The 13,033-nt window shown below is 73.5% G+C and carries 8 protein-coding genes, 1 tRNA gene and 2 pseudogenes; 6 read left to right on the top strand and 5 right to left on the bottom strand.

The features are described from left to right. Positions 1-90 precede the first annotated feature (90 nt). The 4 genes and pseudogenes from AB0A61_RS18935 (at position 91) to nrfD (ending at position 3,526) form a co-directional block, all read left to right on the top strand. Complete coding sequence (locus AB0A61_RS18935) at positions 91-495, top strand: hypothetical protein (RefSeq protein ID WP_361293029.1); 405 nt, start codon at positions 91-93, stop codon at positions 493-495. 329 nt (positions 496-824) lie between these two features. Continuing rightward, a pseudogene (locus tag AB0A61_RS18930) lies at positions 825-1,118 on the top strand (ubiquinol-cytochrome c reductase cytochrome b subunit); the annotation flags it as partial. A 300-nt stretch (positions 1,119-1,418) separates the two neighbouring features. Next, the gene (locus AB0A61_RS18925) at positions 1,419-2,510 is read left to right on the top strand and encodes a 4Fe-4S dicluster domain-containing protein (protein ID WP_361293027.1); all 1,092 of its coding nucleotides are present in this window, start codon (positions 1,419-1,421) and stop codon (positions 2,508-2,510) included. Further along, on the top strand, positions 2,507-3,526 hold the full coding sequence (gene nrfD / locus AB0A61_RS18920; protein WP_361293025.1) for an NrfD/PsrC family molybdoenzyme membrane anchor subunit: 1,020 nt from the start codon (positions 2,507-2,509) through the stop codon (positions 3,524-3,526). The genes AB0A61_RS18925 and nrfD overlap by 4 nt, the downstream gene beginning before the upstream one ends. Positions 3,527-3,537: 11 nt before the next feature. Here the strand turns inward: nrfD and AB0A61_RS18915 are convergent, their stop codons facing one another. After that, complete coding sequence (locus tag AB0A61_RS18915) at positions 3,538-4,236, bottom strand: haloacid dehalogenase type II (RefSeq protein ID WP_361293023.1); 699 nt, start codon at positions 4,234-4,236, stop codon at positions 3,538-3,540. Then, positions 4,226-4,564: a hypothetical protein gene (locus AB0A61_RS18910; RefSeq protein WP_361293021.1), complete on the bottom strand. Its 339-nt coding sequence runs from the start codon at positions 4,562-4,564 to the stop codon at positions 4,226-4,228. The genes AB0A61_RS18915 and AB0A61_RS18910 overlap by 11 nt, the downstream gene beginning before the upstream one ends. 487 nt (positions 4,565-5,051) lie before the next feature. On the opposite strand from AB0A61_RS18910, the gene fdh reads away from it, so the two are divergent. Then, entirely contained in the window at positions 5,052-8,312 is a 3,261-nt protein-coding gene (gene fdh / locus AB0A61_RS18905) for a formate dehydrogenase (protein WP_361293019.1), read from the top strand. 110 nt (positions 8,313-8,422) lie between these two features. Here the strand turns inward: fdh and selD are convergent, their stop codons facing one another. Next, entirely contained in the window at positions 8,423-9,448 is a 1,026-nt protein-coding gene (gene selD / locus AB0A61_RS18900; RefSeq protein ID WP_361293017.1) for a selenide, water dikinase SelD, read from the bottom strand. A gap of 177 nt (positions 9,449-9,625) precedes the next feature. On the opposite strand from selD, the gene AB0A61_RS18895 reads away from it, so the two are divergent. After that, a tRNA-Sec gene (locus tag AB0A61_RS18895) sits at positions 9,626-9,719 on the top strand. A gap of 34 nt (positions 9,720-9,753) precedes the next feature. On the opposite strand, the pseudogene AB0A61_RS18890 reads toward AB0A61_RS18895, so the two are convergent. Together AB0A61_RS18890 and selA are read right to left on the bottom strand one after the other, a co-directional pair. Continuing rightward, positions 9,754-11,502, bottom strand: a pseudogene (locus tag AB0A61_RS18890) (SelB C-terminal domain-containing protein); the annotation flags it as partial. Positions 11,503-11,507: 5 nt separating this feature from the next. After that, positions 11,508-12,839, bottom strand: a complete 1,332-nt coding sequence (gene selA, locus AB0A61_RS18885) for an L-seryl-tRNA(Sec) selenium transferase (protein WP_361293277.1) — start codon at positions 12,837-12,839, stop codon at positions 11,508-11,510. Positions 12,840-13,033: the final 194 nt, after the last annotated feature.

Genomic DNA, 13,033 nt, shown 5'->3' with positions numbered 1-13,033 from the left:
TCCGGCGGTGGTCCCGGCCCGGGACGTCGACCAGAATGTCCGGGACGCGCGCGTGAGCGACGCCGTCCTTTCCGAGGTTCTGGAGCCGCGATGCGCAAGCGGAAGAAGCACGACGCGGAGTCGGCCGCACCATGCCCGGTCGAGCTCTGCGACCTGTGTGCCGTGTCCTTTCCCAAGAGCGAAGCCGTGTGCGGATACGTCCCGGACTCCTCCTCGGCGCATCCCACCAACGACTGGTTCGACGGCCTGCGCCTCGTCACCGCCTGCGGTGACGTCCATTTCCGGGCCGTTCAGGAGAGGTACCGGCATCGCCCGTTCGTGGCGGAGGAGTTGTGGGCGGCGAAGATCGCCCGCGCGCTGTCCTGCGGCCCGCCGGTCCTGGACGTGGTGCAGCTCGCCTGCCGGACCGGTCTGCACGAGACGCAGATCCGACGGGGCGTCGCCTGGCACAACGAGCGCCTGCACGAGTACCAGGAGTGCCGGCCGGATCCCTGACGCCGCCCGCCCCCGCCGGGCCGTGCCGCAGACCGCGCGTGGATCGGGCCGCCCGTGGATCGAGCTGCCTCGTGCCGAACCGCCTCATGCCCGACCGGGGAAGCCACCGACGACGGTGGCGACCCGGCGGCGCAGCCCGCCTCGCCGGACACGCGGCAGCGCCCGCTCCTCGGCGGCCGTTTCGGGCGCGCGCCCGAAGGGCACCCGTGCCAGGCTCGAACAGAGCACTCTCGTGAGGAACTGGGCGCGGCGAGCAGCAGAAGGCGAGCAACGGCGTGGCGGTGTCCGAGGAGCGTCGATCGTCCGGGTCGGTGCGCGGCGAGCGGGTCCTGACCGCGCTCGACAAACGTCTGCCGGTGACGTCGGCGGGCAAGGAGTTCCTGCGCAAGGCCTTCCCCGACCACTGGTCCTTCCTGCTGGGCGAGATCGCCCTGTACAGCCTTGTCGTCCTGGTCGCCACGGGCGTGTTCCTGTCCTCCTTCTTCCACCCGGACATGTCGGAGCGGCCCTACCTGGGGTCGTACGCCCCGCTGCACGGCGTACTGACGACGGAGGCGTACTCGTCCGTGCTGCACATCGGCTTCGGCATCCGCGGAGGTCTGCTGCTCCGGCAGGTGCACCACCAGGTGCGCAGGATCCCCGCAGGCGGATACCAGCAGGCGCGGACGCTGCTGCCCGCGAAGGAGCAGTACCGCATCCTCGTGCGCGACGAACCACGCCCCCGCGCGCACGGTACGGAGGTCTGGCGCTGGTTCCGCAAACACCGGATCCGCAACGCTCTCAGCCGCTGGTACTTCGCCCGGCGGGTGGAAGAGCTGCCCGCCACCGAGTGGCAACGTCGCCGCATCGAGCTCGTACGCGCGGCTCCCGGCGAGGCGGACGAAGGCGATGACGCGTAGAGGACGCGTAGAGGAGGGACGGGAATGACCGAGGACACCGGTACCGAAGCGGCACGGGCCCGCGACGGGACACGGCACGGCAATCAGTGGTTCGGTCCCCAGCCGAACGTCGCGGCGGCGTCCGGCTACACCGACACCCCGCCCCGCATGGGCTTCTTCACGGACACCTCGGTGTGCATCGGCTGCAAGGCGTGCGAGGTGGCGTGCAAGGAGTGGAACGCGGTGCCCGAGGACGGCCTCGAACTGACCGGGATGTCGTACGACAACACCCAGGGACTGGGCGCCGACACCTGGCGGCACGTGGCCTTCATCGAGCAGCGCAAGCCGCTGGGCGGGCAGGAACCCGGCGTCGGCCACGAGACCCACGAGACCCATGAGGATCACGAGAACCACGAGGACCACGAGAACATCGACGTCTTCGACGCCGCCCGGGGCCTGGGCACGTCCCCCTCCTCCCCCGGCCCGGGGGCGACCGCCCCACCGCCGGACCGGGCGCCGGCGGGGTCGCCTGCCGGTGAGATCTCCCCGGTGGCGCCCGACGGGCGCACCGAGTTGCGCTGGCTGATGGCGTCCGACGTGTGCAAGCACTGCACGCACGCCGCCTGCCTCGACGTGTGCCCCACCGGATCGCTCTTCCGCACCGAGTTCGGCACGGTCGTCGTCCAGGAGGACATCTGCAACGGCTGCGGCTACTGCGTACCCGCATGCCCCTACGGCGTCATCGACCAGCGCAAGGACGACGGGCGCGCCTGGAAGTGCACCCTGTGCTACGACCGGCTCGGCGTCGGCATGGAACCGGCCTGCGCGAAGGCGTGCCCCACCGAGTCGATCCAGTTCGGTCCGCTGGACGAGCTGCGCGAACGGGCGGCGGCCCGGGTCGCGCAGTTGCACGCGGCCGGCGTCACCGACGCCCGGCTGTACGGCGAGAGCCCGGACGACGGGGTCGGGGGCGACGGTGCTTTCTTCCTGCTGCTGGACGAGCCGGAGGTGTACGGACTGCCGCCCGACCCGGTCGTCACCACCCGGGACCTGCCCGCGATGTGGCGGCACGCGGCGACGGCCGCCGCCTCCCTCGCCGCGCTGGCCGTGGCCAGTTTCGTCAGGAGGCCGCGATGACCGGATCGGACGTCACCCGCGGGGGCATGGAAGGTGCCCGCCCCGGGCGGGACGCGGTGACGGGAGAGCACGCGGGACGCGGGCGAAGGCGCCGCGGGCGCGGCGAGCAGCCCACGGTGCCCGAGGCGGAGTTCTCGTCGTACTACGGCAAGCCGGTGCTCAACAAGCCGACCTGGAAGGCCCTGGACATCGCGGGCTACCTCTACCTCGGTGGACTCGCCGGAGCCTCGTCGCTGCTGGCGGCCGGGGGCCAGGCGACCGGGCGACCGGCCCTGGCCCGGGTGGCCAAACTGGGTGCGGCGGGCGCGATCTCCCTCTCGCTGGCCGCGCTGGTGCACGACCTCGGCCGGCCCGCCCGTTTCATCAACATGCTGCGCGTCTTCAAGCCGACTTCGCCGATGAGCGTGGGGTCATGGCTGCTGGCGGCCTACGCGCCGTTGACGATGGCCGCCGCGGCAACCGACGTCGCGCGCCGCTACCGCCTCGTCGGCTCGGCCGCCACAGCGGCTGCCGCCGCCCTGGGCCCGGCGGTCGCCACGTACACGGCGGTCCTGCTCTCGGACACGGCCGTGCCCTCCTGGCACGAGGGTTACCGTCAGATGCCCTTCGTGTTCGCGGGTTCCGGTGCCACTGCCGCGGCCGGTCTGGCGCTCGTGGCGGCACCGGCCACGCAGACCGGGCCCGCGCAGCGCATGGCGGTGCTGGGCGCCGCCCTGGAACTGGGCTCGTTCCAGCTGATGAAACGGCGCATGGGTCTGGTGGCCGAGCCCTTCGAGGAGGGCAGGCCGCACAAGCTGCTGCGCGCCGCGGAAGTGCTCACGGCGAGCGGCGCGGCCCTGGCTGCGGTCGCCGGCCGGCGCTGGAGCCGGGCGCTGGCGGTGGCGGCCGGGGCGGCACTGCTGACCGGCTCCGCGGCACTGCGGTTCGGCGTCTTCCACGCCGGAGTGGCCTCCGCCGAGGACCCCAGGTACACCGTCGTACCGCAGCGGGAGCGGCTTCGGGCGCGCACCGGCTGACGGCCGCGCCGTCACTCGGGTGGTGCGGCGGGGCCGAGTTGGCGGGCGAGGTCCACCAGGCCGGCGGCCTCGCGGTCCGCGGGGCGCAGGGCCGACGGGTAGGGCGCGGGTGTCCGGCGCAGCCACGCGGTGGCGAGGCCCGCGCGGGCGGCGCCATCGATGTCCCAGGGGTGCACCGCGACGAGCATCGCCTGCTCGGCCGGTACGCCCGTGGCGCGCAGCGCGTGGGCGTAGGCGACGGGCGCGGGCTTCCAGCCGCCTGCGGCCTCGACGTCCAGGTGCGCCTCGAAACATTCCGTCAGACGGGCGCGGTCCAGCACCGCACGGGTGGTGTCGGCCGAGCCGTTGGTGAGGGTCACCAGGCGGTGGCCGGCCGCGTGCAGGATGCGTACGCCGTCGGAGACGTCCGGGTGCACGGGTAGCTCGGGGAACGCGTTCAGCACGTGTTCCACGGCTGCTTCGACGTCCGGTCCGGCGGCGTGTTCCTGGGCCAGCAGCGTTCGCAGTCCGTCCCGGGCGAGGGCCGCGAAGGTCACGGTGCCTCCGGCGAGCGTGACGGCCATCCCGTCCCGCAGCACTCCGGCGAACCAGGTCGGCAGCAGCCGTCCGGGCAGACCGATGTCCTCCAGCCGCCCGGCCAGCGGGGACATGTCGGTCACCGTCTCGTTGACGTCCAGCACGAGGACGCCGGGCTGGATCTCAGCCGGCATGCGCGTCACCCCCGCTCGCCGTGGTGAGGACGTCGCCGGCCAGCCGCTCCCCCCGGTTGACCCACGACCAGGTCGTCACGGCGGCCATGATCCCGATCGGGAGCATGGCCACGATCATGGCCAGTCCCTCGGTCGAGCGGCCCGCGGCGATGACGCCGAGCGCGGGCAGGTCCAGCAGTGGCGCGGCCAGGAACAGGTAGAGGCACCGGCCGACGTCTCCGAGGCGGTGCCGGGTGTCGGCCGGCCCAACGGCGTCTCGCGTCTGGCTGGTTGGCGGGCCGTGGGAGTGACGCCGCCGCCCCGGCTCTGCTCCTGCCGTGACAGCCATCCGATCACTCCCGTCGCACCGGCCGGAACTGAGGTCACCCGGACATTACGGACATGTTCTACGCTCCGCGAGCAGACACACCGCAGCCCGCAGTCCCCTCCCAGCGCACCCTCACACCTGCCGGCCGCCGATCCGAGCGGTTTGCCGGGGCGGGCGCGGGGTACCCCGCACCAGCCGGTGGGAGGCAAGCGCGGAGGCAAGCGCGGAGGCAAGCGCGGAGGCAAGCGCGGAGGCAAGCGCGGAGGGAGGCCCGGGTCATGGACCTTCGAGGTGCCGTGTCCGCGCGACTGCAGGACAATCTGCCCCATAAGGAGTGCGGGCGTCTGCCGGCGCAGGTCGTCCACTGCCACAGGACGAGCCGGAGGAGGAAGCGACCGGGTGGGCTCGGGAGACCGCGCCGCCCCGGCTGAGCAGGGCGACACCGGACGAACCGAGGCAGGGACCGAACCGACGACCGAACCGAGCAGCAGCGAAAGGGCTTCAGATCATGGGTGTACGCACCTGGATCAACTCCTGGCCGGTCTACCGCCAGCTCAAGGGGACCGATCCCCTGGGCCGCGGGGCCGCCGCCAAGAGCGGGACCAGCGCGCGGCTCACTCCACGCGTCGCCTCCGCGGACCGCGTGGTGAAGTCCGTCTGCCCGTACTGTGCCGTGGGCTGTGGCCAGAACGTCTACGTCGAGGGTGAGCGGGTCACGCAGATCGAGGGAGACCCCGACTCCCCCATCTCCCGCGGCCGGCTGTGCCCCAAGGGCTCGGCGAGCCTGCAGCTGACCACCGGCACCGCTCGCCGGTACTACGTCCTCTACCGGCGCCCGCACGGCACCGAGTGGGAACGGCTCGACCTGGACACGGCCATGGACATGATCGCCGACCGGGTGATCGCGGCCCGGCGCGCGGGCTGGGAGTGGGAGGTCGACGAGACCCGCACCCGGCGCACGCTCGGCATCGCCTCTCTCGGCGGGGCCACGCTGGACAACGAGGAGAACTACCTGATCAAGAAGCTGTTCACCGCCCTGGGCGCGATCCAGATCGAGAACCAGGCGCGCATTTGACACTCCTCCACCGTTCCCAGTCTGGGAACCTCGTTCGGACGCGGCGGCGCGACCAACTTCCAGCAGGACCTGCAGAACTCCGACTGCATCGTCATCCAGGGCTCGAACATGGCCGAGTGCCATCCGGTCGGGTTCCAGTGGGTGATGGAGGCCAAGGCCCGGGGCGCGAAGGTGGTCCACGTCGACCCGCGGTTCACGCGGACCAGCGCCCTGGCGGACGTACACGTGCCGCTGCGCGCCGGCTCGGACATCGCCTTCCTCGGCGGGATCGTCAACTACGTCCTGCAGAACGACAAGTACTTCCGTGACTACGTCGTGGCCTACACCAACGGGCCCGTCGTCCTGCGCGAGGACTTCCGGGACACCGAGGACCTCGACGGCGTCTTCTCCGGGCTGGACCCCGACAGCCGCAGCTACGACAACCACAGCTGGCAGTACGAGGGTACGGAGATCCAGGCGGCTGCCGGTCAGCGCGACCAGGGGTACGAGGAGCGCACCGGCGGCGGCAGTTCGGTGGCCGAGGCGGCGCGCGGCGAGGCCCACGGCGCGGGCGGAGCCGCCATCGGCGAGGGCGAACCCGAGCGGGACGAGACGCTGACCCACCCGCGCTGCGTCTTCCAGGTCCTCAAGCGGCACTACGCCCGCTACACGCCGGAGATGGTCGAGCGGATCTGCGGCGTGCCGCGGGACCTCTTCCGCCAGGTGTGCGAGCTCGTCACGGAGAACTCCGGGCGCGAGCGGACCACCGCCTTCGCCTACGCGGTCGGCTGGACCCAGCACACGGTGGGCGTGCAGTACATCCGGGCGGCCGCCGTCCTGCAGACCCTGCTCGGCAACATCGGCCGGCCGGGCGGCGGCATCATGGCGCTGCGCGGGCACGCCTCCATCCAGGGCTCGACGGACATCCCCACCCTGTTCAACCTGTTGCCCGGGTACATCCCGATGCCGCACGCGCACAAGAACGAGGACCTGGACGCCTTCGTGCGGGCAGACGCGGCCCACAAGGGCTACTGGGGCAACATGCGGTCCTACCTGGTGAGCCTGCTCAAGGCGTACTGGGGCGACGCCGCGACGCCCGAGAACGACTTCTGCTTCGACTACCTGCCGCGGCTGACGGGCTCGCACTCCACCTACGAGACGGTGATGGCCCAGCTGGAGGGCACCTGCAAGGGCTACTTCCTGATGGGCGAGAACCCCGCGGTCGGCTCCGCCAACGCAAAGATGCAGCGCCTCGGCATGGCCAACCTGGACTGGCTGGTGGTCCGCGACTTCTCCCTCATCGAGTCGGCCACCTGGTGGAAGGACGGCCCGGAGATCGAGACCGGGGAGCTGCGCACGGAGGACATCCGTACCGAGGTGTTCTTCCTGCCGGCCGCCGCGCACACCGAGAAGGACGGCAGCTTCACCAACACCCAGCGTCTGCTGCAGTGGCACCACCAGGCCGTGGAACCGTCCGGCGAGGCGCGCAGCGACCTCTGGTTCACCTTCCACCTCGGCCGGATCATCCGGGCCAAGCTCACCGGGTCGACCGACCCCATGGACCGCCCGGTGCTCGACCTGGCCTGGGACTACCCCACGAAGGGCAGGCACGCCGAGCCGGAGGCGGAGGCGGTCCTCGCCGAGATCAACGGCCACGACGCCGAGGGCAACCTGCTGAGCTCCTACGAGCAGCTCCGGCCGGACGGTTCCACCTCCTGCGGCTGCTGGATCTACTGCGGGGTCTACGCCGACGGTGTCAACCAGGCGGCTCGCCGCAGGCCGGGCAAGGAGCAGGACTGGGTGGCCAAGGAGTGGGGCTGGGCCTGGCCGGCGAACCGCCGCATCCTGTACAACCGGGCCTCGGCCGATCCGGACGGCAGGCCGTGGAGCGAGCGCAAGGCGCTGGTGTGGTGGGACCCGGGCGAGGGGCGGTGGACCGGCCACGACGTCCCCGACTTCAAGCAGGACAAGACCCCGGACCACCAGCCCCCGAAGGACGCGACCGGGCCGGAGGCGCTGTCGGGCACCGATCCCTTCATCATGCAGGCCGACGGCAAGGCCTGGCTGTACGTGCCGTCCGGGCTGACCGACGGACCGCTGCCGACCCACTACGAGCCGCAGGACTCGCCCTTCCCCAACGTCCTGTACAAGCAGCAGCGCAATCCCGTACGGCAGTTGATGCGGCCACACCCCGACAACCGCTACCAGCCCAGCGGCGACGCACCGGGCTCGGAGGTGTTCCCCTACGTCGCCACCACCTACCGGCTCACCGAGCACCACACGGCGGGCGGGATGTCGCGCTGGCAGCCCTACCTCGCGGAACTGCAACCGGAGTTCTTCTGCGAGGTGTCGCCGGAGCTCGCCGCCGAGCGCGGCCTGGAACACACCGGGTGGGCGACGATCGTCAGCGCCCGGAACGTCATCGAGGCGCGGGTGCTGGTCACCGACCGGGTGGCACCGCTGACCGTGCACGGCCGCACCCTGCACCAGGTGGGACTGCCGTACCACTGGGGGCCGAACGGCTACAGCACGGGCGACGCGGCCAACGAGCTGCTGCACCTGTGCCTCGACCCCAACACCCACATCCAGGAGGCCAAGGCGTTCGCCGTCGACATCAGGCCGGGCCGACGCCCGAGGGGGCACGCCGCCGTGGAACTGGTGCGCGTGTACCGGGCACGGGCCGGCATCGACGAGCGGACCGGCACGGAGCTCTGATCCTTGCGGGACGGCGCCCGGCCGGGCTCCTTCCGGGACCGGAGCCTGCCGGGCGCAGGCAGGACCGGGCGTGGTTCAGCGGGGCTGCCGCCCGGGCCACCTCACCCGGCTCACCTCAGCACCACGGAGCGCGGCCCGCGGGGGACCAGTTCGCCCACGACCGGCGCCCCGGGCACCTCGCCGGCCACGAGCAGGCCGCCCGACGTCTGGGCGTCGGCCAGGAGCAGCCGGGTGTCGGCGTCCGTGTCGCCGAAGTCCGTGAACGGCGCCACCCACTCCAGGTTCCGTCTGGTGCCTCCGCTGACGTAGCCGTCCCGCACGGCCTGCCGGGCCCCCTCCAGATAGGGCACGGCGGCGGTGTCGACCACCGCGGTCACCTCCGACGCCCGCGCCAGCTTGTGCAGGTGGCCGAGGAAGCCGAAGCCGGTCACGTCCGTCGCGCACACGGCGCCGCCGTCCAGGGCCGCGGCGGCCGCGTCCCGGTTGAGGGTCACCATGGTGACCACCGCCTGCTCGAACCGCTCCCCGGTGGCCTTGTGGCGGTTGTTCAGCACGCCCAGGCCGAGGGGCTTGGTCAGTGACAGGGGCAGGCCGGGTCGGCCGGCGTCGTTGCGCAGCAGCCGTGCCGGGTCCGCCAGCCCGGTGACGGCCATGCCGTACTTGGGCTCGGGGTCGTCCACGCTGTGACCGCCGCCGACGTGGCAGCCGGCCTCGGCGGCGATGTCCAGGCCGCCCCGCAGCACCTCGCGGGCCAGGTCGAACGGCAGCACGTCGCGCGGCCAGGCCAGCAGGTTGACCGCGAGGACCGGGCGGCCGCCCATCGCGTACACGTCGGACAGCGCGTTGGCCGCGGCGATGCGCCCCCAGTCGTAGGGATCGTCGACGACCGGGGTGAAGAAGTCGGCCGTGGACACCATCGCCTGCGCCGCGGCGCCGCCGTGGGCGGGCAGCTCGACGACCGCCGCGTCGTCGCCGGTGGCCAGGCCGACCAGCAGCGGGGTGTCGGTCGCGGTGGGCGGCGGCACCGGCAGCCCGGCCAGGACTTCCTCCAGTTCGCCGGGCGGGATCTTGCAGGCGCAGCCGCCGCCGTGGGCGTACTGGGTGAGCCGTACGGGCGTTGCGCCGGCGAGTGTCATGTCGCGTCTCCTGGGTCGGTGGTGGCTGCCGCACCGGGTGGGTACCGCCGAAGGGCCGAGTCGAACGTGCATACCAACCGCGACGGCGGGCGGGGCGGTGGGTGTTGCTGCCGTGCGGGCGACGCGCCGTGACCCCCGGCGGCGGTGCCGGGGCGGTCCGGTAGCCTGACGGGCGGTGGAGGCGTGTGGGTGCCTGGTGGCCCTCCCGGTCTTCAAAACCGAGGTGCCCGAGGATCTCGGGCAGGCGGGTTCGATTCCCGTCCGCCTCCGCTGCCCGCACCCGTCCGGCACCGTCGGCGCTGGTCGTCCACCCGTTCCGTGACTCCCCGGGCGTCCAGGAACTCCAGCAGCGGCACGGCCACCCTGCGCGTGGTGTCCAGGGCCTTGCGCGCCTCGCTCAGCGTGAACGGCTGGGGCAGGTCGCGAAGGACGGCGGCGGCCCGGACGTCCGCCCCCGGCAGCAGGACGATGCCCTCGGCGACCCGCAGCAGCGCACCCGCCGACACCGCGGCGGCCACCGCCTTGCGGTCGAGGCCCAGTTGGGCCAGGCGGTCGGCTTCGGGGGCGCGGAACGGGGTCCGAGCCAGCTCCCGGCGCACGGCGTCCACGGCGGCCTGGACGCGCGGTGGCAGGGTGGGCAGGACGTTGCCGGGACCGTACAGGCGTCCCTGCCGCCGCAGCAGCGCGGGCTCGCCCGGTGCTCGGGCGAGTACGTCCACCAGCGCCCGGTCGGGCAGCCCCAGCAGGTGCCGTGCCGCCTCCGTCGGCAGACCCGGCTCCATGGGGTGGTGCTGGGCGTGCCGCTCGACCTCGGCGGCCAGCCGTTCGCGCAGCCGGGCCCAGTGCGGTGCGTCGACCAGCCAGTCACCGGCGACGGGTTCGGTGGGCGCGGGCACGCCCATCGCCAGGAGTTCGGCGCGGCGGATCAGTTTCCGCCTGCGCAGCTCGGCCGCCCCGTCCGGTCGGCCGGTCATGGTCGCCAGCTCCTTCGCCCGCACCCGTGCCGCGCCGCGCCGGGTCAGCCGTGGCGGGCGCACGTCCAGCACGGTGACACCGCAGGGGGTGCGCCGGCCACCCGGTTCGCGCAGGACCGCCCGGTCGCCGACACGCAGGGGCAGCCGCCGGTGCAGGGACAGCCTGGCGGTGTCCTCGCCCAGCGGGCGGGCGGTCACCGGCACGGCCGCCGTTCCGATGTGCAGGGTGACCTCACGCGGCAGGTCCTCGACCGGCCGCCCCGTGACGCGGACGTCGACGAGATCGGTGAGCAGCCAGCGGTCCGGTGCCAGCAGCACGTCCCCCCGCCGCAGAGCACCGTCCGCGGCGCCGTGCACGTTGACCGCCGCGCGGGCCACGCCGCTGACGGCGGTCCGCTCCTGCTGCAGGCACTGCAACCCGCGCACCCTGAGCTCCGTCGAGCCGTCCCCCGTCACCAGCCGGTCGCCGACGCGCAGCGTGCCCGCACCGAGCGTGCCGGTGACCACGGTGCCGTGGCCGCGGACGGTGAAGGCGCGGTCCAGCCACAGCCGCACGTCCGTGTCGGCGGGCGGCACGGGCAGGGCGCGGGCCAGCCGGGCCAGCTGCGCGCGCAGCTCGTCCAGCCCCGCGCCGGTCACCGCGCTGACCGCCACGGAGGGGACCGTGCCGAGCGAGGTGGCGGCCAGTCGCTCGACGGCGTCGGCGCGCACGGGTTCGGGGTCGGCGAGGTCGCTGCGGGTCACGGCGAGCACGGCATGCCGGACGCCGAGCGCGTCCAGGATCGCCAGGTGTTCCTCGGACTGCGGCTGCCAGCCCTGGTCGGCGGCCACCACGAACAGCACGGCCGGCACGGGCCCGACTCCGGCCAGCATGGTGGCCACGAACTTCTCGTGTCCGGGTACGTCCACGAACGCGAGGGCTTCGCCGTCCGGGTCCAGCCGGGTCCATACGAAGCCGAGGTCGAGCGTGAGTCCCCGGCGCCGCTCCTCCTCGTAGCGGTCGGGTTCCATTCCGGTCAACGCCCGCACCAGGGCCGACTTGCCGTGGTCGACGTGCCCCGCGGTGGCCAGGACCCGCATGGCGCCTACCTTTCCGCGGCCGACCGCACGGCCTCGGCCAGCCGCTCGTCGTCGTCCGCGGGCACCGCCCGCAGGTCGAGCAGGCACCGCCCCGCCTCCAGGCGCCCCACCACGGGCACCTGCCCGGTGCGCAGAAGGACGGCGTACGCCTCGGGCAGGGACAGCGCGGCGCTGGGCAGGTCCACGCCGGGGGCGCCGCCGCCGCCGACGGTGGCGGTGCTGGAGACGGCCCGTACGTCGATGCCGTCGTCGGCCAGGGCGGAGGCGAGGCGGCCGGCGCGGCGCATGAGCTGCTCCGGGTCGGCCGACAGCGCGGCGGCGGTCGGTGTCTCGGGGCCGGTCAAAGTGGCCTCCAAGGCGGCCAGGGTGAGCTTGTCCACGCGCAGCGCGCGGGCCAGCGGGTGCCGGGACAAGGTGCGCACGAGGTGCTCCTCGCCGAGGATCAGCCCGCACTGGGGGCCGCCGAGGAGCTTGTCCCCGCTCGCGGTCACGAGGGAGGCACCGGCCCGCAGCTGGGTCTGGGCGTCGGGCTCGTCGGGCAGCAGCGGATGGGGGGCCAGGAGCCCGGAGCCGATGTCGGCGACGACCGGCACGCCCCGCCCGGCCAGTTCGCCGGCCTCGGCGGCGCGGGTGAATCCGGTGATGCGGAAGTTGGAGGGGTGCACCTTCAGCACGAAGCCCGTCTCGGGGCCGATCGCGGCGGCGTAGTCGTCGACGGTCGTACGGTTCGTGGTGCCGACCTCGCGCAGTCGGGCCCCGGTGGAGACGAGAAGGTCGGGCAGGCGGAATCCGTCGCCGATTTCCACCATCTCGCCGCGGCTGATGACGATCTCCTTGCCGGCGGCGAGCGCGGTGGCGGCCAGGACCAGCGCGGCGGCACCGTTGTTGACGACGTGTGCAGCGGCCGCGGACGGTACCCGGTCGCACAGGGCGCGCAGTGCCGTGCGACCGCGGCGGGCCCGGACGCCGGTCCGCAGGTCCAGTTCGACGTCCGTGGGCCCGGCGGCCTCCCGCACCGCCCGCCGCGCCGCCGACGACAGCGCTGCCCGGCCGAGGTTGGTGTGCAGGACCACCCCGGTGGCGTTGATCACCGAGCGCAGCCCGCCGACCGTGGGCGGCAGCAGGCCGACCGCGGCCTCGACCACCCCTTCCGGGGGCACGACACCGTCCCGGGCCTGCTGCTGCGCCTGCCGGACGGCTGTCTTCACGGGGCCCGGCCCGAGCCGTCGTACCGCCTCCACCAGACGGGGATCGCGCAGGACGGCATCGGTGCGGGGGATGCGCCGTCGCACATCGGTCCCCTCCCGACGGCGGCGGGGGGTGCCGGTGTCCACCATGCCGGCCTCGGCCTCGTCTCCGGTCGCATCGCCCGCGACCCGCTGGTCCACGCAGCCCCTCCCTGTCAGGCCCGACCCGTGGCTGTTCCGAACACCCCATCGTCTCCCAGTGCGCGCCTGGGTGCGCGCCGCCGCCGTCACGACACGCCGGAAGGTCCCGGCCCCTCCGCTTCGACACGCCGGGGCGGGAGGGG

The sequence above is a fragment of the Streptomyces sp. NPDC046197 genome, from assembly GCF_040646295.1.
Lineage (GTDB): Bacteria > Actinomycetota > Actinomycetes > Streptomycetales > Streptomycetaceae > Streptomyces.
Note: the sequence above shows the minus strand (reverse complement) of the source record. Positions and strands in the feature narration are given on the sequence as shown.

Bases quoted from the DNA above. Each gene is read 5' to 3' on its own strand.
- AB0A61_RS18910 (WP_361293021.1), bottom strand. From the start codon at position 4,564: ATGGCTGTCACGGCAGGAGCAGAGCCGGGGCGGCGGCGTCACTCCCAC.
- selD (WP_361293017.1), bottom strand. From the start codon at position 9,448: ATGACACTCGCCGGCGCAACGCCCGTACGGCTCACCCAGTACGCCCAC.
- selA (WP_361293277.1), bottom strand. From the start codon at position 12,839: ATGGTGGACACCGGCACCCCCCGCCGCCGTCGGGAGGGGACCGATGTG.
- AB0A61_RS18915 (WP_361293023.1), bottom strand. From the start codon at position 4,236: ATGCCGGCTGAGATCCAGCCCGGCGTCCTCGTGCTGGACGTCAACGAG.
- nrfD (WP_361293025.1), top strand. From the start codon at position 2,507: ATGACCGGATCGGACGTCACCCGCGGGGGCATGGAAGGTGCCCGCCCC.
- AB0A61_RS18935 (WP_361293029.1), top strand. From the start codon at position 91: ATGCGCAAGCGGAAGAAGCACGACGCGGAGTCGGCCGCACCATGCCCG.
- AB0A61_RS18925 (WP_361293027.1), top strand. From the start codon at position 1,419: ATGACCGAGGACACCGGTACCGAAGCGGCACGGGCCCGCGACGGGACA.